This is a genomic window from Botrimarina sp., from assembly GCF_040219535.1.
Lineage (GTDB): Bacteria > Planctomycetota > Planctomycetia > Pirellulales > Lacipirellulaceae > Botrimarina.
This window is the reverse complement of the sequence record NZ_JAVJSH010000012.1, coordinates 336,547-355,328: the sequence shown is the minus strand read 5'-3', so window position 1 is coordinate 355,328 and position 18,782 is coordinate 336,547. Positions and strand designations below refer to the sequence as shown.

Genomic DNA, 18,782 nt, shown 5'->3' with positions numbered 1-18,782 from the left:
GGCTTTATCGGCTGGCGAAGAGCGCAAAGTAGGCTGCTGCAAGTCCGGCGAACACGCCGGCAAGAGTCGCGATCGAGTTATATCGGCTCTCCAGTTTGTCGACCCGACTCTTCAATGCGGACAACTCGCGTTCGAGGTCGTCCGACATGGCGCGCTCCGGCGATTATTAGTGTTCGGAAAGCCCTTCGGCTTGAGCTCTAGCTCGCGGGCCGACTCGATCTGCGTTCTGCGCCATCCGACCACAGCCGGCCAGCCTTAGCAAATCTTAGCTGCTGGGTCCTTCCGAATCGAGTTCGAGAGGCATCGCCCGCAGCGGACACGATCCCCCGATCTCCGACCCTCCCCCTTCTCTCCCTTCCTCGCGCCGGCCAGCCGAGCCCTCAGCGGCGGTCGCGGAGGATCTCGGCGGCCGCGTTCTTGCCGCACGCGCCCATCACGCCGCCGCCGGGGTGGCTGGCGGCGCCGCACAGGTAGAGGCCGCCGACGGGCGTGCGGTGGTCGGCCCAGCCGGCCACGGGGCGGAACGAGTAGAGCTGATTGGCGTTCATCGCGCCTTGCATGATGTTGCCCCCGGTCAGGCCGTACACCCGCTCGATGTCGAGCGGCGAGAGGACCTGCCGGTGCTCGATCGCCGCGGGCACGTTCGGCGCGTACTCGGCCAGCTTCGCGACGCAGCGGTCGGCAAACGCGTCCTTGATGTCGTCCCAGTGCGCGCCCTTCAGCCGGTACGGCGCGTACTGCACGAAGACCGAGAGGAGGTGCTTGCCCGGCGGGGCGATCGTGTCGTCGACGCTCGTGGCCATCGTGGCCTCGAGGATCGGCTCGTCCGACGGGCGGCCCAGGCGCGCGTCGTGGTACGCCTGCTCGAGGTAGTCGAGCGAGGGGGCCACGTGCATGGTGCCGTGGTGGTGCGGCGCGACCTCGCCGGGCGCGGTGGGCCGCGCGGTGAAGTTGGGGGGCTCGGCGAGCGCGAGGTTGATCTTCATCGACGCCGACGCGTAGTCGATGTTCGCGACCGCTTCGCGGAAGTCGTCGGGGAGCGAGCCGGGGTCGAGGAACTTCTCGAACGTCAGGTGCGCGTCGACTCCCGAGGCGACGACCGGCGCGTCGACGGTCGAGCCGTCTTCGAGCGTGACCCCCTTCACCCTCCCGCCGGCCGTGTTGATAGCGGCGACCGGCGCGTCGCGCGTGATCTCGACGCCCAGCTGCTCGGCCACGCGGGCGAGCGACTCGGCCAGGCCGCCCATGCCGCCGCGCACGTAGCCCCACACGCCGCGTGCGCCGCCGGCCTCGCCCATCACGTGGTGCAGCAGCACGTACGCGCTGCCGGGCGAGCTGATCGACGTGAACGCGCCGATGATGGCGTCGGTCGCGAGGGTGGCCTGGAGGGCCTCCGACTCGAACCACCGCTCGAGGATCGGCCGGGCCGCGCCGGTCAGCAGCTCGACGGCGGCCGGCTGGTCCTTGCCGAGCGAGCGGAGCGTGCGGTGGATCCGCCACAGCTTGGCGCCGTCGCGCATCCGCTTCGCCCAGCCGATGCGGCGCCAGCTGGCGGGCAGCGGCAGCGGGTCGGGGGCCGATTGGCTGAGGGTCGGCTCGAGCACCGCGGCGACGCGCTCCAGGAGCGCCTCGTAGCGGGGGAACGCGTCGGCGTCTTTGGCGCTGAACTTGCCGATCTCGCGGCGGCAGAGCTCCGCGTCGGGCCCCATCAGCAGGCTCCTCCCGTCGGGCAGCGGGGTGAAGCTGCTGGGCGTGCGGGGGAGGACCTCCAGGCCGTTCTCTTTGAGCCGCAGGTCGCCGATGATCTCGGGCAAGAAGAGGCTGATCACGTAGGCCGCGGTGCTGACCCGGTAGCCGGGCCAGACCTCCTCGGTCGTGGCCGCGCCGCCGAGCACGCCGCGCCGCTCGAGCACGCGCACGCGCTTGCCGGCCTTGGCCAGGTAGCACGCGCAGACGAGGCCGTTGTGGCCCGCGCCGATGACGACCGCGTCGTAGGGGCCGGAGGAGTTGGGCATCGCGATCGGTTCTCGGGCGTTGGCAGCCAGCGGCGAAACGCGGGGGCGCGCAGAACCCGCCGCCACACGCTGGGGATCATCGGCCGCCGGGGCGAGGGGACCTGATCAGCTGCGGAGAATATTCGGCTTGCGCGGGTTGAGCCTAAGCTAGCAGCAGCGGCGGCGCCGTCACTCGGCGTTGGCGCCGATCGGCTCGGCGCTGGCGATGTTGAGCAACCCGAGCGTGACATTCCGCATCGCGCCCCGGCGGGGAACCATCACGGTGACCTCGTAGTCCGAGACCATCATGAACTCCGGCCGCATGACGTCGAAGACCTCGCCGTTGTTCATCGTCAGGCGGAGCGGGCAGTGCTGTTCGAGGCCGCGGAGCGTTTCGGCTTCCATGGGCGTGGCTGGCTCTGGGGGGCGTGGGCGTGTGATGCCGCGGTGGGGTTCGGGTAGGATTGCAGCTCGCCATCTTAACCAGCAGCACCATCGTATTCTCACCATGCGTATGAACGGACACCCGATCGCGACCGCACTCGCCTTTCTGACCACGCTCCTTTGCTGCCCCATGACCCTAGCCGCCGAAATCGACTACCCCGAAACGCCCCGCGAAGAGGCTGTCGACACGTACAAGGGCCCCGACGGCGAGGCGATCGAGGTCCGCGACCCGTACCGCTGGCTCGAGGCCGACGTGCGCGAGTCGGACCGCGTCGCCGAGTGGGTCAAGCAGCAGCAAGCGGTGACCGACGCGTACCTCGACAGCCTGCCGGAGCACGAGGCCTTCGTGCGGCGGCTCACCGAGCTGTGGAACTACGAGCGCCGCGGCGCGCCGCGGCGCGTGGGCAAGCCGGGCGTGGCCGCTCGGCGCTACACGTACTCGCAGAACGACGGCCTGCAAGACCAGGCGGTCGTCTACCTGACCGACGCGCCGGGAGTCGACGGGCGCGTGCTGCTCGACCCCAACCAGTGGAGCGACGACGGCACGGTCGCGCTCGCCGGCTACTCGCCGAACTACCAGGGCACGCTGATCGCCTACCAGCGTAGCGAGGCCGGCAGCGACTGGCGCACGATCCGCGTGATGGTGATCGACTCCGGCGAGCAGCTCGAGGAGGAGCTGAAGTGGGTCAAGTTCGGCGGCGTGCGATGGACGCCCGACGGGATGGGCTTCTACTACAGCCGCTACCCCGAGCCGGAGGAGGGCGCCGCGTACCAGGCCGCCGCGCTCAACCGGAAGCTCTGCTACCACAAGCTGGGCCAGCCGCAAGCGAAGGACAAGGTCGTCTACGAGAACGCCGAGCACCCCGACTACTCCAGCGGCTTGTGGCTCACCGAGGACGGCCGCTGGGCCGTGGTGGTAGAGAGCCAAGGGACCGACAACCAGAACCGCCTGCTCGTCCGCCGCGCGGACCGCCCCCTGGGCGACGACCCGGCCGGCGGCTGGACCGTGCTGGTCGACGACTTCGAGAACGAGTTCTCGCCGTTCGCGACCGTTGGCGACCGGCTCTACCTCCTCACGGACCACCTCGCGCCGCGTCGGCGGGTCGTGGCGTTCGACCTGGCGAAGGCCGGCGAGGGGGCGTTCCGCGACTCCCTGGTAGAGATCATTCCCGAGAGCGAAGCGACGCTCGAGTCGGCGTCGTTCGTGGGCGGGGTGCTGTTCGCGGAGCGGCTCGAGGACGTGGCCGCCGCGGTCGGGCGCTACACGCCCGAGGGCGAGCCGCTCGGCCCGGTGGAGCTGCCGGGGGTAGGGAGCGTGAGCGGCTTCGGCGGCTGGCAAGACGCCATGGAGACCTTCTACCGCTACACGAGCTACGACACGCCGCCGACGATCTACCAGTACGACATCGCCAGCGGCGAGTCGACCGAGCTCTTCCAGCCCAACGTGGGCGTGGACCTGTCGCAGTTCACGGTGCGGCGAGAGTTCTACGAGTCGAAGGACGGCACGCGCGTGCCGATCTTCCTCACGCACCGCAAGGACCTGGAGCTCGACGGGGAGAACCCGACGATCTTGTACGGCTACGGGGGCTTCACCATCTCGCTCACTCCGGGCTACTCCTCCAGCCGCGTCGCGTGGCTCGAGCGGGGCGGGGTGTACGCGGTGGCGAACCTGCGCGGCGGCGGCGAGTACGGCGAGCCCTGGCACGAGGCCGGCAAGCTGCAGAACAAGCAGAACGTGTTCGACGACTTCATCGCGGCCGCCGAGTGGCTGGTCGACCAGAAGATCACCAGCCCGGAGCACCTGGCGATCCAGGGGGGCAGCAACGGCGGGCTGTTGGTCGGCGCGGCGATCACGCAGCGGCCCGAGCTGTTCGGCGCGGCCGTGCCCGCGGTCGGCGTGATGGACATGCTCCGCTTCCACACGTTCACCGCCGGGCAGTTCTGGCGCGACGAGTACGGGTCGGCCGACGACCCGCAGATGGTCCGCTACCTGATGGGCTACAGCCCGTACCACAACGTGCGGCCGGGGGTCGCGTACCCGGCCACGCTGGTGACCACGGCCGACACCGACGACCGCGTGGTGCCGATGCACAGCTTCAAGTTCGCCGCCGCGTTGCAGCACGCGCAGCAGAACAGCGAGGCCACGCCAGAGAACGGCGCTCGGGACGACGGGGCCGCCAACCCGCTGCTGATCCGCATCGAGTCCCGCGCGGGCCACGGCGCCGGCACGCCGACCTCGAAGCTGATCGAACGCACGGCCGACGTGTGGGCGTTCTTGTGGGAGCACGTGGGGCCCGGCGGCGGCGGCGAGTAGCCTTGCCGGCCTCGCTCAGACCCGCCGCGCCGGAGCCGATGGCGTCAGCCATCGGAGACCGCCGCACTCAGAGATAGATGACGCGCGAACGAAAGTCGTCGGCGGTCATCGACACGCACATTTCGTCGATCGCAACGACCACTCTGCCAAAGTGGGTCGTGGATCGACAGAAGATGATCCCGGGGTGGTCGGCGTCGGCTGCCGCTATCGCCAGGAAGTCGTCGTCGGCCGTGATCAGCACGCGGCCTTCGGACTTCGCAAACGCCACTTGCTCGAGGTCAGACGCCGCGATCAGCCCTTGCTCGGGCGTCGTCGAGCAATCGCGGTTGCGCGCGCGGAGGCCCTTCGCGATCTTCGCCGTGACGCTCTCGTCAAGGTGAAACTTCGGCTTGTCCGGCATCGGCCTCTGCCCGATCGTCGGCTGCCTGCTCGACGGTCAACTGCTCGCGTAGCGACTCGGCGTAAGAAGCGTCCTCGTGGATCTGCTTCCAGACCGCTTCGCGGTGCTCGTGAAAGAACGCCAGCGCGGCGTAGACCTGGGCGAGGGTCAGGTGCGGAAAATGCTCGCCGGCGATGTCCTCGGCCGTTGCCCCGAACCGCTCGTGAAGGATCACGATGTCCTGCACGCGCACACGGGTCCCCACCACGAACGGCCGCTCTTCACCCCGTCGGGTCGGCCGGAGCTCCACGTATTGTGGCAGGGTGCTGTGCATAGAGGCATTCTACGTTGACGCACGAACCGATACGAGTTTTTCACGGAGAGCCGCGACTGTCCGGCGGACGCAATGGCGGTCGGCCTCGCGATACCAATGCTGCCGTCGTTACGCCCTCCGTCACTCAAACTCCACACAGATCGGCGACGGCACGTACGCCGATTGGCGGATGAACTGCAGCGCCCCGCTCTGGGGGTTGATCTCGAACGCCGCCACGGTGTGGCTGTCGGCGCCGGCGGCTAGCAGCCATTTGCCGCTGGGGCTCAAACCAAAATTGCGGGGCCAGCTGCCGCGGATCGGTTCGACCTGAACCTGCTTGAGCTTGCCGGTGGCGTCGTCGATGGCGAACACCGTCACCGAGTCGTGCCCGCGGTTGCTCGCGTAAAGAAAGCGCCCGGTCGGGTGCACGCGGATCTCGCCCGCGGTGTTGCTGCGTTCGTGGTCGATCTGTGCTTGGCTGAGCGTGGGCACGGTCTCGATCATGGTGAGCTCGCCGGCGTCGGCGTTGTACGCCAGCGCGGTCACGCTCATCGCCAGCTCGTTGACCACGTAGCCCCACTTGCCGCTCGGGTGGAACTTCAGGTGCCTCGGGCCGCTACCCGCCGGGGTCGCGACCGAGCCGTGCGGCATCAGCCGCGCGGAGCCCGGGTCGAGCTTGTGCACGAACACCCGGTCCGCGCCAAGGTCGGGCACGACCGCGTAGCGGTTGTCGGGCGTGGTGAACACGGAGTGGGGGTGGCACGCGTCCTGCCGGTCGGCGACCACGCCGGAGGGCTGGTCGTGCTTGAGCAGCGACGTGCGCATGCCGATCGAGCCGTCCTCCTTCAGCGGGTAGGAAGCGACCGACCCGCCGCCGTATTGGGCCGACAGCAGCACGCCGCCGGTGGGGTCGACCGACACGTGCGTGGAGGAGCCGTCGCCGGACTCGCGCTCGTTGAGCTTCTCGAGCTTCGGCGGGCCGCCGCCGGAGCGGACGATCCGCCACGCGACGACTCCCTGTGGGCTGGTCGAGTAGAGCACGTCGAGTTTCGGGTGCCTAGCGAGGAAGCCGGGCTTCTCGGCCTCGGCGGCCAGGCTGGACTCGGATAGCACGCCGCTGGAGTCGTCGAGCGTCAGGTGGTACACGCCCCGGCTCGGGCTGCCGCCGGTCGTGTCGGTGCCGATCCAGACGTCCACTTGTTGGCCGGTTGCCGTCATCACAGCGCTCATGGATAGCAGGTAAGTGAGGGCTATTCGCATTACCATCGCCCCAAGGTCTGACAGTTAGTAGGAACCACGACGGGCGCGACGGCCCCGCGCCTGGAGAGCGCCGGTTTAGCAATGTCCGCCAACTTCTCTTCTGTCAAATCCCCGGGGCGCGGTTGAGCGCCTCGAGAGGATTCGTCGTGCCCTTCGTGCCGGTCGTGGTCATCTCCACTTTCCGAATCAACCGAGTCCGACGGTGACGGTCTTCGTTTCGAGGTAAGCGTCGAGGCCCGCGGCGCCCTTCTCGCGGCCCACGCCGGACTGCTTGTAGCCGCCGAACGGCGCGGCCGCGTCGAAGTTGTCGTAGCAGTTGACCCACACGGTCCCCGCGCGGAGCTGCGCGGCCAGGCGGTGGGCTTTGGACACGTCGCGTGTCCACACGGCCGCCGCGAGGCCGTACGGCGTGTCGTTCGCGCGCGCGGCGACCTCGTCGACGTCCGAGAATTTTAGCACGCTCATCACCGGGCCGAAGATCTCCTCGCGGGCGATCCGCATGTCGTCCCGCACGCCGGTGAAGAGCGTGGGCTCCACGAAGTAGCCCTTCTCGCCGAAGCGGCCGCCGCCGGTCACGCACTCGGCGCCCTCTTCCTTGCCGTAGCCCACGTACCGCATCACCTTGTCGAACTGGGCCGCGTCGACCTGCGGGCCTTGCTCGGTCGCGGGGTCGAACGGGTCGCCCAGCCGGCGCTCGGCGTTCTTGGCGGCCAGGCGGTCGACGAACTCGTCGTGGATCGCGTCGGCCAGGTAGAGCCGGCTGCCGGCCACGCAGCACTGCCCCTGGTTGAAGTAAAGCGCGAAGTGCGCGCCGTCGACGGCCGCGTCGAGGTCGGCGTCGGCGAGTACGATGTTGGGGCTCTTGCCGCCGAGCTCGAACGTGACGCGTTTGAAGGTCTCGACCGCTTCGCGCTGGATCGTCTTGGCCGTCTGCCCTTCGCCGGTGAACGCGATCTTGTCCACGCCCGGGTGCCGCACCAGCGCGGCGCCGGCGGTGGGCCCGTAGCCGGGGACCACGTTGATCACGCCGGGCGGGAAGCCAACCTCGGCCGCGAGCTGGGCCATCCGCAAACAGGTGAGCGGCGTCTGCTCGGCCGGCTTCATCACGATCGTGCAGCCGGCCGCGAGCGCGGGCCCCCACTTCCACGCGGCCATCAACGCGGGGAAGTTCCACGGGATGATCTGCCCGACCACGCCGACCGGCTCGCGGAGCGTGTAGCAGAAGTAGTCGCCGCGGATCGGGATCGTGTCGCCCTGGATCTTGTCACACCAACCGGCGTAGTAGCGGAGGCAGTCGACCACGAGCGGCAGGTCGGCGCCGCGCGAGTCGCTGATCGGTTTGCCGTTGTCGAGGGTCTCCAGCGCGGCCAGGTAGTCGATCTCTTCCTCGATCAGGTCCGCCAAACGGTGCACCAGCTTGCCGCGGTCGCGCGCGTCCATCGTGCGCCACGGCCCGGAGTCGAACGCGCGCCGGGCGGCCTTCACGGCGCGGTCGATGTCCTCGGCGTCCCCCTCGGCGACCTCGGCGATCACTTCCTCGGTGGCCGGGTGGATTGTGGCGAAGGTCTTGCCGCTCGCGGCGTCGACCCACTGGCCATCGATGAAGCACTGCGTCTGCTTCACAGCAGGGCGCGGGACGGGCTGGGCGACGGTCGCCATAGCGGTGGCCTCCTGGGCGGTGAGAGAAGAGAGCGTCGGCTCCCCGCCGAGTCTATCGCGACCGAGCCGATGCTGTCACGCGGGGCGGCTGGGGACCCCCCGACACGCGCACGGGTCGCGCCAGCCATGGCGGCCTCGACGGCGGTCTCGACGGCGGGGTCGGCCGCGGCGCCAGCGGCGCCAGCGGGGTGTTCGGCGTTGTGGGCGACACGCGGCGCCACTAAGCTCCGCGGCCTTACCCGCTGCTGCCCCGCCCCCTGTCCCCCACCGAGGAGCGTCAAGGACGACGCCCCATGAGCGCCCAACCAACACCCGTCACCCGAACCGCCAACCAACAGCTAGGCACGCCGCAGCGGATCGCCGCGGCGCGCGAGGTCATGCGGCTCGAGGCGATCGCGTTGTGGAAGCTGTCGCAGCAGCTCGGCGAGGAGCTCGGCGACGCGATCGCGCTGATGGAGCACTGCGCCGGCTCGGTGATCGTGACCGGCATGGGCAAGGCCGGGCTGGTGGGTCGCAAGATCGCCGCCACGCTCGCGTCGACCGGCCAGCCGAGCCACTTCCTCCACCCGGCCGAGGCCTTCCACGGCGACCTGGGCCGCGTCCGCGACGGCGACCTCGTGCTCGCGCTCTCCCAGAGCGGCGAGACCGCCGAGGTCACCCAGCTGCTGCCGAGCCTGCGCGAGATGGGCGCGCCGATCATCGCGATCACCGCTAGCCGGCAGAGCACGCTCGGCTTGGCCGCGCGGGTCGTGTTGCCGCTAGGCCAGCTCGACGAGGCCTGCTCCCTCGGCCTCGCCCCCAGCACCAGCACCACGGCGATGCTCGCCATCGGCGACGCGGTCGCGCTGGTGCTCAGCGCGGCCCGCGGCTTCGCCGCCGAGGACTTCGCCCGGTTCCACCCGGGCGGGGCGCTCGGGCGGAAGCTCGCGCGGGTCGCCGACGAGATGCGCCCCCTAGCCGAGTGCCGCGTGGCCCGCGTCGGGCAGACGGTCCGCGAAGCGATCGTCGCCACGAGCCGCCCGGGGCGGCGGACCGGCGCGGTGATGGTGCTCGACGCCGAGGGGCGCTTGGCCGGTTTGTTCACCGACAGCGACCTGGCGCGCCTGCTCGAGACTCGCGACCTGGCCACGCTCGACACGCCGATCGACCAGTTCATGGTGCGCGACCCGACGACGATCTCGCCGCGCGAGCGGATGACCGACGCGGTGCGGGTGCTGGCCGATCGCAAGTTCAGCGAGCTGCCGGTCGTCGACACGGAGGGCCGAGCGGTCGGCCTTGTCGACGTGACCGACGTGCTCTCGCGCGACACGGTGACCGACGCCGCGCCGCCGACCGCCAAACCGCCCGCGGCGATCCGGCTCTTCGCCGCCGAAGACGTCTTCGCCGCTGGCTGACGAACCCTAGCCTCCGGCCTCCCGCCTCCAGCCTCTGGCCTGTCCCTTGTTCCGCCTGCTGCTGACCGACGTCGACGGCGTGCTGACCGACGGCTCGCTGTCGTTCAGCGCCGAGGGCGTCGAGACGAAGACCTTCCACGTTCGCGACGGCCTCGGCGTGCGGCTGTGGCAACGCGCGGGCGGAAGAGTCGGGATCGTGACGGGCCGCGCGTCGGCGGTGGTCGAGCGCCGCGCGGAGGAGCTCGACATCGCGATCGTCAAGCAGGCGGTCAAGGAGAAGCTGGCGATCGTCGAGGACATCGCGGCGGCCGAGGGGCTCTCGCTCGCGGAAATCGCGTACGTGGGGGACGACCTGCCCGACCTGCCGGTGATCCGCGCGGTCGGCTTCGGCGCGGCGGTCGCCGACGCGGCGCCCGAACTCTGCGAGGCGGCCGACTACGTGACCACGCTCCCCGGCGGCCGCGGCGCGTTCCGCGAGGTGGTCGAGAAGCTGCTGAAGGACGCCGGGCAGTGGGAAACGGCTACGGGGCCGCTGCACGGTTAGGTTCACCACGGAGAGCGCGGAGCACGCACAGGAAAAAGAGGATGATTGGCAGGTATCTCGTACCGTTTGGCCTCATCGGGTGCTGCGTCGCCGGGGCCGACGCCCCCTGGGCCAGTGCTCCATTGCCAAGCGGCGAACTAGCCCAATCATCTGACGCAACTTTTCGCTTTGGCGACTCGCCAGTTGGCAGCGCGGCGCCGGCGGCGAGGCGGGATGATTCCGCAACCGCTCCGTCCGACAGCAAGCCGGAAGCGACAAAGTCCCTCCGAGCGAGCTTCTCGTCGGCCTATCCGATTCTCGATCAGCAGCTACCCAGCCCTAGCGACCCGCTCGCCACGCGCCGCCCTACGGCCGCCTTGTATCAAGCGAGGGCAATTGGCGAACCGGCTGAACCGAAAGCGATTTTTATTAGTTCCTTCGCGTTGCAGCGTTAACCGCACCGTCTCCGCGTCCTCCGCGCTCTCCGCGGTGAATCCCCTGACCCGCCTGAAGCACGCCGCCGTGACGCTCGTCGCCACCCTCGTGGCGTACCAGCTCTATTTGTTGGTGGTCGTGCCGCTGGTCGAGCCCACCCTGCCGGTGCGGCCGTTCGACCCGGCGACCGAGGCCGAGTGGCAGGGGGGGAAGGCGGCCGTCGGGCGGTACCAGCGGATGCTCGCCCACTATTTGCCGGAGGGCCACTGGGCGCTGGCAGGCTCGCCGCAGGTGTATGAGTACGGGCCGGTCGTGTTCGTTCTGGAGGACTTCAAGCCGCTGGCGGACAGCCGCGTCGAGCTGACCAAGTCGCTCCTCGTGGCGTTCCCCACGCCACGCGAGCCCGGCCAACCGCCGCCGCGCGACGCGATCGTCGTGGAGCCGCCGCCACGGGCGGTCATCAAGTTCGACAAGTTCGACCCGAGCCTCGCCTTCTCAGGCGGCGACATCGGCCGGCCCGTCGAGGGCTACTTCCCGGGCCCACTGGTCGTCCGCAGCGACATGGCCGAGGAGGGCCCGGCCGACGACCTGCGGCTGGTGACACGCGACCTGCGGTTCAACCCGACGATGGTCTGGACCACGGCCGAAGTGTCGGTGCGGATCGGGAGCCACTCGCTCGCCGGCCGCCACCTCGAGTGCCGGTTCGTACGCGAGGCGCACGCCGGCGCGTCGGACCTGCCGGTGGCCGGCGTCGACACGCTCGAGCTACGCGAGGACGTCCGCCTGCTGATCGACTCGGCCGAGCTCGGCCTCGACCCGGCGCCGCAGCCGCTGCCGCGGCGGAGCGTCGCGCGGGGGTCGGTCTACGAGCCACGCGGCGGGGTCCGGCTGGCCGCCGCACAGGCGCCCGCCGGGGGGCGGTACGCGGAGGTCACTTGCGACGGGCCGCTGACGTTCGATTTCACTCGGTTCGTCGCCTCGCTGACGGAGAACGTCGTCGCGACGTTGCCGCAACCCGAGGCCGGTAGCGACCAGCTCACTTGCGCCGCGTTGCGGCTGTACCTTGGCGACGGCAGCGGCGCGCCGGCCGAGATCAACCCGCGCGACGAGCCCGACCTGGCCCGCCGCCAGAGCCGCACGCTGGCCGGCCTGCGCCCCGAGCGGGTCGAGGCGCTCGGCAAGCCGGTGCGGATCGACTCCCCGTCGCGCCAGGCCGCGCTGCGCGGCGAGCGCGTCGTGGCGTGGCTCGGCCGCCGCAAGGTCCGCGTCGAAGGCGCGCCGGCCTCGCTCGCCCAGGGGCTCAGCGAGGCCCGCGCTGCGCTGCTCGAGTACGAGGCCCCCGAGCCGGGCTCCGGCCGCGCGATCGGCGACCTGACCGCGGGCGGGCCGGGTTGGCTGCGGGTGGTCCCGTCGGCCGACGATCCCGAGCGCGTGTACCAAGCCCGCTGGCACGCCGCGCCGGGCCGCTCGCCGAGCGTCACCGTGCGGCGCGACGCGCGGGGCGAGCCGCTGCTTAAGATGGTTGGCAGGCCCGAGATCGCCGCCGCGGGGCTCGGCCGCGTGCAGGCCGACCAGATCACCGCGCGGCTCGCCGAAGTCCCCGCCGACGGCGACGACGGCCCCGCCCTGGAGATCGGCGGCGACCAGGCCGCGCTGCTCTTGCGGCGGATCGACGCGATCGGCGCGGTCGACTTCTCCGGCGAGCAACTCACCGGCCACGCGGACAGCCTCACCACGCTGGTGCGGCACACGCCGCTGGAGGGCGCCGGCGACGGGCCGGGGCTGGTCGCGTCCGATGGGGGCGCCGCGCCGAACGACCCTACGCGGGACGGCGCCCGCTACGAGCTACGCACGCGATCGATCCAGATCGACTTGGGCATGGCCGGCCAGCGTGTCGCGCCGATCGGCGTGGTGTGCGACGGCGGCGTGCGGCTGGAGCAGCAGCCGACCGACCCGTCGGCCACGCCGCTGCGGATCGTCGGCCAGCAGCTGCGTGTCGATCGGCTCGACCGCCGCGGGGCCGCGCGGCTGACGCTCGCTGGGCCCAGCAGCGACCAACAAGACGCGCTCGCCGAGATCCAATCGGACGGCCTCCGCGTGTGGGTCCGCGACGTGCACATCGACCAGGCGGCGGGCCGCGCGTGGACCGAGGGGGAGGGCCGCGCGCTCGTGCGGCTGCCGTCGGACGACCCGCAGCGCCGCCTCGGCGGCGAGGCCACCCTCCGCTGGCGTGGCGGCATGGACTTCGACGGCCGCCGGCTGGCCGTCAAAGACGACGTGTTCGCCGAGTCGGCCGACGGCTGGCTCCGCTGCCGCACGATGTCGGCCGTGCTCGCTTCGCCGATCGACCTGGCCAACCCCGGGGGGAGCGGCCCAGAGGGTCCCGCCGCTGTGGAGATCGGCCGCGTCGACTGCCAAGGGGGCGTGACCATCGATTACCGCACCGCCGACGAAGCGGGCCAACGCTCGCACGAGCGGGCCCGGCTCGAGAGCCTCTCCTACGACCGCCAAACCGGCGCGATCGCCGGTGAGGGGCCGGGCACGATCCGCTCGGTCCGGCTCGCCGAGGGGGGCCTGCCCACCCCCGGCGCCGGGGCGGGCGCGAGCCTCGGCTTCTTGCGGGTCGACTTCCGCGACGCGCTGGAGGGCAACGCCGAGGACCGCCGCGCGCGGTTCGTCGGCGCCGTGCAGGCGGTCTACGGGCCGGTCCTCGCGTGGGAGCAGCAGCTGCCGCTCCGCTCGCCCGACGGCGTGCCGCCCGACGCGGTCGAACTCACGTGCAGCGAGCTGCGCGTGCTGGAGAGCCCGGCCGCTTCGCTCGCGCGGGGCGCCAACGGCGGCGCGCCGCTGGGCCCCGTCGAGTTGCGGGCGCTGGGTGGTGTGCGGATCGACGCGGCGCCCGGGGCCGAGGGGGGCAAGCTGATCGCCGAGGCCGCGATGGCGACCTACTCGCAAGCGGCGGACCGCTTCGTGCTGGAGGGGGACGCCAACCAGCTCGCCCGCCTGTGGTTCCGCGCCGACGCCACGCAGCCGTTCACGCCCGCCGCCGCGCACAAGCTGACGCACTACGTGAAGGCCGAGCGGACGATCATCGACGACCTCCGCGGCGTGCGCTACCAAGCCGACGGCGCCCGAGCGACCGGCGCCGCCCCGTCCCCGCGGTGAGTTTTACGCGAGCAGCGCGACGAGCATGCCGGCGGCCATTAGGGCCATCGCGCTGTTTTCGACGATCGTCACGACAGACATCGGCAGGTTGAACACCGTGCCGAGGCACGCGCACTGGATCGTCTGGCCGCTGCGGACCGTGCGGACCACGCCGACCAGGCCGACGAGCATGACGACGATCGTCAGCGTGTTGGCCACGACCGGCGCCGCGAGGCTCACGTACAGCAGCCCGAGGCCCAGCTCGATCCACGGGTACCAGAGCGCGTACGCCCGCGACCGCTTCGCGACGATGTCGTAGCGGCCGAACGCGTCGGCGAACGCGGGGATGTCGAGCAGCTTGAAGAACGCGAAGCCGATGAAGAAGTAGCCCATGAAGTAGCTCATCGCCCGCATCGGGTCGAAGCCGGGGTGGGCCGCTTCGGTGAGGCCGGCCGCGCCGAGCACGTACGCGAGCACGAGCGCCAGCGGCTTGTAGTTCGCCAGGCGGAGCGCAGAGGGGGACTCTTCGCCGGCCCCCGCGTGGTGGTGCGACTCCTGGCGCGTGGGACCGCCGTCGGCCTCGGTCGTTTGGGCGGTGGTCGATGGGTCGGCCGGCTGCGCCCCATCGATACGCTGGGCCGAGAAGCCGGCCTCGTCGAGCAGGCCGACGACCACGTCGGGGTCGGCGCCGTTCGCCGTCGACACCCGCAGCAGCTTGCGTTGGTCGTCCAGGTCGGCGGACCAACGCTCGACGGTCGGCTCGGCGTCGAGCTTCGGGCCGACCTTCGTCAGACAGCTCTGGCACTTCATGCTGGTCGAATAGGTGGCGTCCATCGTGCGGCCTCCCGAGCTGTCGAAACGGCGCTAGATCAGCGCGACAGGGCTTGGAGGTGCAAGATTGGCGCCAAGGCGGACCGGCGAGGCCCCGCGGCTTGTGAGGGCCTCAGCCTGCGTTTCAGACGGCCTTGTCGCATTAGAACGCGAGTTCCTCGGTCGGGCGGTCGTCGGCGTCGCCGCTGGTGGACCAACTCTTCACGAAGCAGCGGTCGAGCTTGTACTGCAGATAGCACTTCGGCGTACCGCTATCGGCCTCGGATCGCTCGGCGAAGGCCAAGTCCGTGGCGGCCGCCTGCAACTCGCCGACGCCGATGTTGATGTCGGCCGTGCCGCCCTTCTCGCCGCTTTCTTTCATCTCGCGCTCCACGCCGAACGAGAACGAGTCGGCGACGAACCAGTCGTTGGCGCCGTCGTCCGCGGGAGCGGTTGCGAGGACCACGCCGGCGTCGGCGGCCATCATGGATCGCGACTCGAGCGGCTGGAATACGCGGGGCTTACGGTGAGCATTCATCGTGAGATTCCGGTGAGGGGATAGCCGAGGGGCGACGCGTCACCCACGCGCCGCCCCGTGAGGGGAATCACCCCCAGCCGCCGGCGCCCGACAGGCTCGCCGGATAAATTCGCCTGCTGCGGGGGCTTCCCTGCGGGAGCACCGCCACCCGCCCCACTTGGCGCCTGCCACGCTCTACCCACTTCCGATCGCGATGCTCTACGTGTACTACAGCGACCACGTGTCGCTGCCGCTGCCGGACAAGCACCCTTTTCCGCGAAACAAGTACCGCCTGGCGCGGGAGCGTGTCGAGCGGCTCGCCGAGGGGCTGCCGATCGAGCTACGCGCGGCGCCGCTGGCGACCGACGAGGAGCTGCTGCGGGTCCACACGGCCGACTACGTGCGCCGCGTCCGCGACGGCGAACTGTCGACGCTGGAGCAGCGGCGGATCGGCTTCCCCTGGTCGCCCGGCTTCGTCGAGCGGCAGCTCGCTTCGACCGGCGCCACGCTCGCGGCGGGCCGCGCGGTGTTCGCCGCACGCGAAGGGGGCCGCTCCGCGTGGGGCGCGCACCTGGCGGGGGGCACGCACCACGCGTTCCCCGATTGGGGGCAGGGCTTCTGCGTGTTCAACGACATGGCGGTCGCCGTCCGCACGCTCCGCGCGGAGGGCCGCTTCGGGCGCGCGATGATTGTCGACCTCGACGTGCACCAAGGCAACGGCACCGCGCAGATCTTTACGGGCGACGCCGACACGTTCACCGTGAGCGTGCACGGCGAGAAGAACTTCCCGCGCGACAAGGTCCCCAGCGACCTCGACACGCCGCTCCCCGACGGCTGCGCCGACGCGGAGTACCTCGCCGCCGTCGAGGCGACGCTCGCCGAGGCCTTCGCCCGCTTCGCGCCCGAGGCCCTCTTTTACACGGCCGGCGCCGACCCGTACGAGCACGACCGGTACGGACGCATGAAGGTCACCAAAGAGGGCCTCCGTAGCCGCGACGAGCTGGTCGCAGCCGCGGCGCGCGAGCGCGATTTGCCCTTGGTCGCCGCGATGGGCGGAGGCTACGCGCGCGACGTGGAGGCGGTGGCGGACATCTACGCGGCGACGATCGAAGTGCTGGCTGCCGCGGGGAACAGCTGATCGCTGAGGTATACTAAGGCGGCGCCGGAGACCCGATCCCTGAGCGAGCCCTCACTTCGCCGAGGAAGATAAGGGAACTCGTAGCGGAACTAGAGAGGGCAGGTTTCGGGCTTGTCGCCGGCGGCAAGGGATCTCACAGGAAGTTAACCCATCCGAAGTTTGTAGGCGCCGTAACGCTTAGCGGAAAAGACGGCGACGACGCGAAGCGGTACCAAGAGAAGCAGGTTAGGCGAGCGATCGAGGAGATCCTGAAGTGAAAGCAAGCGACCGCTACCACAAATGGGTTGAATGGAGCGACGAGGACCAGGTCTACATCGGACGCTGCCCCGATTTGATCACGGGGATCCACGGCGACGACCCGGTGCGGGTCTATCAGGAGCTCGAGGAAGTCACCGAACAAGTCGTGCAGCACCTTCTCGACACGGGCCGCGAGCTGCCGACGGCTGTCACGCGGCCGATGCGTGAGGTGGTCTAACCCCACGCTGTGTCTGCGGCGTGCGGCGATCGTGGCGGAAGCGGCGTGCGACCATCGCCCGGATGGGTCGACGCCCAGCTTAGCGTTCCCGAATGATGCTCGTGAGCAGCGGCCCCGGTTGCGTCTTCACTCCGGCAGCCGCCCTGTCTCGACCGCTGGCCACTCGCCGGTCAGCGACTCGAGGAACGCGACCAGGTCCGCTTGCTCCGCGTCGGTCAGGTCGAGCGGGGTTAGCAGGGGGCTCAGGTAGCGGTGCTCCAGGCCGCCCGCGACGTACCACGCGACGACCTCCTCGAGCGTGTCGACCGAGCCGTCGTGCATGTAGGGGGCGGTCTGGGCGATGTTGCGGAGGGTGGGGGTCTTGAACGCGCCGCGGTCGGCCTCGTCGCCGGTGACCTGGTACCGTCCCCAGTCGATGGCGCGCTCGAGTTCGCGCGGCAGGGGCTCGCCGTCGGCCAATCGGGCGAGCGGCGCCATGCCGACGCCCAGGTTGTGGTAACGCTCGTCGGTGAAGTTCGCGCCGGCGTGGCACAGCGTGCAGCCGGTGCGGTCGCTGTAGAAGAGCTCCGCGCCGCGTCGGGCCGCGTCGGGCAGCGGGTCGGCCTCGGCGGCCGCGCGGAGCCTGCTTAGCCGCGCGATGAGGTCGGCGTCGTACTCCGGGTCGAGCGGCTCGCCCGCGACGGCCGCTTCGAGGGTCTCGAGCCGCTGGCGGTGGTCCCACGCGTTGGGGCCGCTGACGATCGCCCGCTCGAAGGCGGCCAACGCGCGGCCGGCGTTCTCGATCGTCACGCCTGTTGCATCAACCCCCTCGCCGAACACGCTCTCGAACTGCAAGCGGTAGCCCTCGACCTCGCGCAGCAGGTCGACGACCACTCCGTGCGAGAGGCCCATCTCGGCCGGGTTCGCCATCGGGCCGATCGCCTGGGCTTCGAGCGAGTCGGCGCGGCCGTCCCAGAACTGCTCGGTCGAGAACAGCCGGTTCGCGGCGGTGGGCGCGTTGCGGGCGCCGAGCTGGCCCCGCACGCCCGCCGACACCCGCTCGGGCCGCGCCCAGCCGTGCTCCGGCGCGTGGCACGAGGCGCAGGAGATCGTCCCGTCGCTCGACAGCCGCGTGTCGAAGTAGAGCTGGCGGCCGAGCTCGATCTTCGCGCGTGTGAGCGGGTTCGCGGCGAGCCCCTCCAGGTTCGGCGCGCCGGCGTCGAGGCCGACGGGCAGCTCCGGGGTGAGCACGCGGTGGTTCTCGGGCGCCGCGAGCCAGGCCTTGATCTGGCCGACGGTGAGCGGCCCTTCGCCCCGCACGCCGGTCAGCAGCTCGCCCTCGCCGAGGCGGACGCTTTCGGGCAGCGGGGCGTCGGCGCGCGCAGCGGCTGGCGCCGCGCAAAGGACGACGGCGGCCAGCAGGACGGCTCGCATAGCGAAGGGGGTTGCCTCAGCCGGCGAGCTTCTTCAGCTCGGCGATCGCGGTCTCGTAGTCTGGCTCGTCGGTCACCTCGTCGACGTACTGCGCGTAGGTGACCTTGCCATCGGCGGCCAGCACGAAGACCGCGCGGCACTCGATCTTCAGCTCCTCGATCAGCGTGCCGTAGGCCTTGCCGAAGCTGCGGTCTTGGTAGTCGCTGGCCACACGCAGGTTCTTGATCGACTCGGCGCCGCAGAAGCGGTTCATCGCGAAGGGCAGGTCGGCGCTGATCGTCACGGCGTGGACCTTGTCGCCCAACTCGCCGAGCTGGTCGTTGAACTTCTTTGTCTGGGTCGCGCACACGCCGGTGTCCAGCGACGGCACCACGCTGATCAGCGTGGGCTTGCCTTTCAGGTCGGCGAGGGTCAGCGTCTGCATGCCCCCTTCGAAGTAGTGCGTGGTGAAGTCGGGCGCGGGCTGGCCCGCGTCGACCGCTTGGCCGGCGAGGGTCATCGGCGCGCCCTTGAACGTGACGGCTCCGGAGCGGGACATGCGTTTCTCTCCTCGGTGGAGGGGCGGTTGGA

The 18,782-nt window shown here is 70.7% G+C and carries 18 protein-coding genes; 7 read left to right on the top strand and 11 right to left on the bottom strand.

Annotated elements, in window-relative coordinates; genetic code table 11:
* Positions 1 to 4 precede the first annotated feature (4 nt).
* From RIC11_RS05600 to RIC11_RS05590, 3 genes are all read right to left on the bottom strand, one after another.
* A complete protein-coding gene (locus RIC11_RS05600; protein ID WP_350209180.1) occupies positions 5 to 148 on the bottom strand; it encodes a hypothetical protein in 144 nt (47 codons plus the stop codon).
* 232 nt (positions 149 to 380) lie between these two features.
* A complete protein-coding gene (locus RIC11_RS05595; RefSeq protein WP_350209178.1) occupies positions 381 to 2,015 on the bottom strand; it encodes a phytoene desaturase family protein in 1,635 nt (544 codons plus the stop codon).
* 168 nt (positions 2,016 to 2,183) lie between these two features.
* Entirely contained in the window at positions 2,184 to 2,399 is a 216-nt protein-coding gene (locus RIC11_RS05590; protein WP_350209176.1) for a hypothetical protein, read from the bottom strand.
* A 169-nt stretch (positions 2,400 to 2,568) separates the two neighbouring features.
* On the opposite strand from RIC11_RS05590, the gene RIC11_RS05585 reads away from it, so the two are divergent.
* Positions 2,569 to 4,752: a prolyl oligopeptidase family serine peptidase gene (locus tag RIC11_RS05585; protein ID WP_350209174.1), complete on the top strand. Its 2,184-nt coding sequence runs from the start codon at positions 2,569 to 2,571 to the stop codon at positions 4,750 to 4,752.
* A gap of 67 nt (positions 4,753 to 4,819) precedes the next feature.
* Here the strand turns inward: RIC11_RS05585 and RIC11_RS05580 are convergent, their stop codons facing one another.
* The 4 genes from RIC11_RS05580 to RIC11_RS05565 all read right to left on the bottom strand — a co-directional run bounded on the left by RIC11_RS05580 (position 4,820) and on the right by RIC11_RS05565 (position 8,363).
* Positions 4,820 to 5,152 carry a DUF5615 family PIN-like protein gene (locus tag RIC11_RS05580; protein ID WP_350209172.1) on the bottom strand — a complete coding sequence of 111 codons (333 nt, stop codon included), beginning with the start codon at positions 5,150 to 5,152 and terminating at the stop codon, positions 4,820 to 4,822.
* Positions 5,124 to 5,465, bottom strand: coding sequence for a DUF433 domain-containing protein (locus RIC11_RS05575; RefSeq protein ID WP_350209170.1), 342 nt, complete (start codon positions 5,463 to 5,465; stop codon positions 5,124 to 5,126). The genes RIC11_RS05580 and RIC11_RS05575 overlap by 29 nt, the downstream gene beginning before the upstream one ends.
* 120 nt (positions 5,466 to 5,585) lie before the next feature.
* Positions 5,586 to 6,674, bottom strand: a complete 1,089-nt coding sequence (locus tag RIC11_RS05570) for a lactonase family protein (RefSeq protein ID WP_350209168.1) — start codon at positions 6,672 to 6,674, stop codon at positions 5,586 to 5,588.
* Between the two features lie 216 nt (positions 6,675 to 6,890).
* Positions 6,891 to 8,363, bottom strand: a complete 1,473-nt coding sequence (locus RIC11_RS05565; RefSeq protein ID WP_350209166.1) for an aldehyde dehydrogenase family protein — start codon at positions 8,361 to 8,363, stop codon at positions 6,891 to 6,893.
* A gap of 293 nt (positions 8,364 to 8,656) precedes the next feature.
* Here RIC11_RS05565 and RIC11_RS05560 point away from each other — a divergent pair, with 293 nt between their 5' ends.
* The 3 genes from RIC11_RS05560 (at position 8,657) to RIC11_RS05550 (ending at position 13,880) form a co-directional block, all read left to right on the top strand.
* A complete protein-coding gene (locus RIC11_RS05560) occupies positions 8,657 to 9,757 on the top strand; it encodes a KpsF/GutQ family sugar-phosphate isomerase (protein WP_350209164.1) in 1,101 nt (366 codons plus the stop codon).
* Positions 9,758 to 9,803: 46 nt separating this feature from the next.
* Entirely contained in the window at positions 9,804 to 10,301 is a 498-nt protein-coding gene (locus tag RIC11_RS05555; protein WP_350209163.1) for a KdsC family phosphatase, read from the top strand.
* Positions 10,302 to 10,769: 468 nt separating this feature from the next.
* Positions 10,770 to 13,880 (top strand): hypothetical protein, encoded by a 3,111-nt coding sequence (locus RIC11_RS05550; RefSeq protein WP_350209161.1) that lies wholly within the window; start codon positions 10,770 to 10,772, stop codon positions 13,878 to 13,880.
* A gap of 3 nt (positions 13,881 to 13,883) precedes the next feature.
* Here RIC11_RS05550 and RIC11_RS05545 read toward each other — a convergent pair whose 3' ends face one another.
* The gene (locus RIC11_RS05545) at positions 13,884 to 14,693 is read right to left on the bottom strand and encodes a heavy-metal-associated domain-containing protein (RefSeq protein WP_350209159.1); all 810 of its coding nucleotides are present in this window, start codon (positions 14,691 to 14,693) and stop codon (positions 13,884 to 13,886) included.
* Positions 14,694 to 14,832: 139 nt separating this feature from the next.
* Positions 14,833 to 15,207 carry an Hcp family type VI secretion system effector gene (locus tag RIC11_RS05540; RefSeq protein ID WP_350209157.1) on the bottom strand — a complete coding sequence of 125 codons (375 nt, stop codon included), beginning with the start codon at positions 15,205 to 15,207 and terminating at the stop codon, positions 14,833 to 14,835.
* 193 nt (positions 15,208 to 15,400) lie between these two features.
* Here RIC11_RS05540 and RIC11_RS05535 point away from each other — a divergent pair, with 193 nt between their 5' ends.
* The 3 genes from RIC11_RS05535 to RIC11_RS05525 are packed head-to-tail and all read left to right on the top strand — an operon-like array spanning position 15,401 to position 16,799.
* Positions 15,401 to 16,324 (top strand): histone deacetylase family protein, encoded by a 924-nt coding sequence (locus RIC11_RS05535; RefSeq protein ID WP_350209155.1) that lies wholly within the window; start codon positions 15,401 to 15,403, stop codon positions 16,322 to 16,324.
* Between the two features lie 35 nt (positions 16,325 to 16,359).
* Positions 16,360 to 16,581 carry a type II toxin-antitoxin system HicA family toxin gene (locus tag RIC11_RS05530; protein ID WP_350209721.1) on the top strand — a complete coding sequence of 74 codons (222 nt, stop codon included), beginning with the start codon at positions 16,360 to 16,362 and terminating at the stop codon, positions 16,579 to 16,581.
* Positions 16,578 to 16,799 (top strand): hypothetical protein, encoded by a 222-nt coding sequence (locus RIC11_RS05525; protein WP_350209153.1) that lies wholly within the window; start codon positions 16,578 to 16,580, stop codon positions 16,797 to 16,799. Before RIC11_RS05530 ends, RIC11_RS05525 begins: the two co-directional genes overlap by 4 nt.
* A 126-nt stretch (positions 16,800 to 16,925) precedes the next feature.
* Here RIC11_RS05525 and RIC11_RS05520 read toward each other — a convergent pair whose 3' ends face one another.
* Together RIC11_RS05520 and tpx are read right to left on the bottom strand one after the other, a co-directional pair.
* Positions 16,926 to 18,212 carry a cytochrome-c peroxidase gene (locus RIC11_RS05520; protein ID WP_350209152.1) on the bottom strand — a complete coding sequence of 429 codons (1,287 nt, stop codon included), beginning with the start codon at positions 18,210 to 18,212 and terminating at the stop codon, positions 16,926 to 16,928.
* A 16-nt stretch (positions 18,213 to 18,228) separates the two neighbouring features.
* Positions 18,229 to 18,750: a thiol peroxidase gene (gene tpx / locus RIC11_RS05515; protein ID WP_350209150.1), complete on the bottom strand. Its 522-nt coding sequence runs from the start codon at positions 18,748 to 18,750 to the stop codon at positions 18,229 to 18,231.
* Positions 18,751 to 18,782: the final 32 nt, after the last annotated feature.

What these genes read in the sequence shown, in the direction of transcription:
- RIC11_RS05520 (WP_350209152.1), bottom strand. Translation starts at nt 18,212, where the DNA reads ATGCGAGCCGTCCTGCTGGCCGCCGTCGTCCTTTGCGCGGCGCCAGCC.
- RIC11_RS05580 (WP_350209172.1), bottom strand. Translation starts at nt 5,152, where the DNA reads ATGCCGGACAAGCCGAAGTTTCACCTTGACGAGAGCGTCACGGCGAAG.
- RIC11_RS05540 (WP_350209157.1), bottom strand. Translation starts at nt 15,207, where the DNA reads ATGAATGCTCACCGTAAGCCCCGCGTATTCCAGCCGCTCGAGTCGCGA.
- RIC11_RS05545 (WP_350209159.1), bottom strand. Translation starts at nt 14,693, where the DNA reads ATGGACGCCACCTATTCGACCAGCATGAAGTGCCAGAGCTGTCTGACG.
- RIC11_RS05560 (WP_350209164.1), top strand. Translation starts at nt 8,657, where the DNA reads ATGAGCGCCCAACCAACACCCGTCACCCGAACCGCCAACCAACAGCTA.
- RIC11_RS05570 (WP_350209168.1), bottom strand. Translation starts at nt 6,674, where the DNA reads ATGAGCGCTGTGATGACGGCAACCGGCCAACAAGTGGACGTCTGGATC.
- RIC11_RS05575 (WP_350209170.1), bottom strand. Translation starts at nt 5,465, where the DNA reads ATGCACAGCACCCTGCCACAATACGTGGAGCTCCGGCCGACCCGACGG.
- RIC11_RS05565 (WP_350209166.1), bottom strand. Translation starts at nt 8,363, where the DNA reads ATGGCGACCGTCGCCCAGCCCGTCCCGCGCCCTGCTGTGAAGCAGACG.
- RIC11_RS05590 (WP_350209176.1), bottom strand. Translation starts at nt 2,399, where the DNA reads ATGGAAGCCGAAACGCTCCGCGGCCTCGAACAGCACTGCCCGCTCCGC.
- RIC11_RS05595 (WP_350209178.1), bottom strand. Translation starts at nt 2,015, where the DNA reads ATGCCCAACTCCTCCGGCCCCTACGACGCGGTCGTCATCGGCGCGGGC.
- RIC11_RS05600 (WP_350209180.1), bottom strand. Translation starts at nt 148, where the DNA reads ATGTCGGACGACCTCGAACGCGAGTTGTCCGCATTGAAGAGTCGGGTC.
- tpx (WP_350209150.1), bottom strand. Translation starts at nt 18,750, where the DNA reads ATGTCCCGCTCCGGAGCCGTCACGTTCAAGGGCGCGCCGATGACCCTC.
- RIC11_RS05585 (WP_350209174.1), top strand. Translation starts at nt 2,569, where the DNA reads ATGACCCTAGCCGCCGAAATCGACTACCCCGAAACGCCCCGCGAAGAG.
- RIC11_RS05535 (WP_350209155.1), top strand. Translation starts at nt 15,401, where the DNA reads ATGCTCTACGTGTACTACAGCGACCACGTGTCGCTGCCGCTGCCGGAC.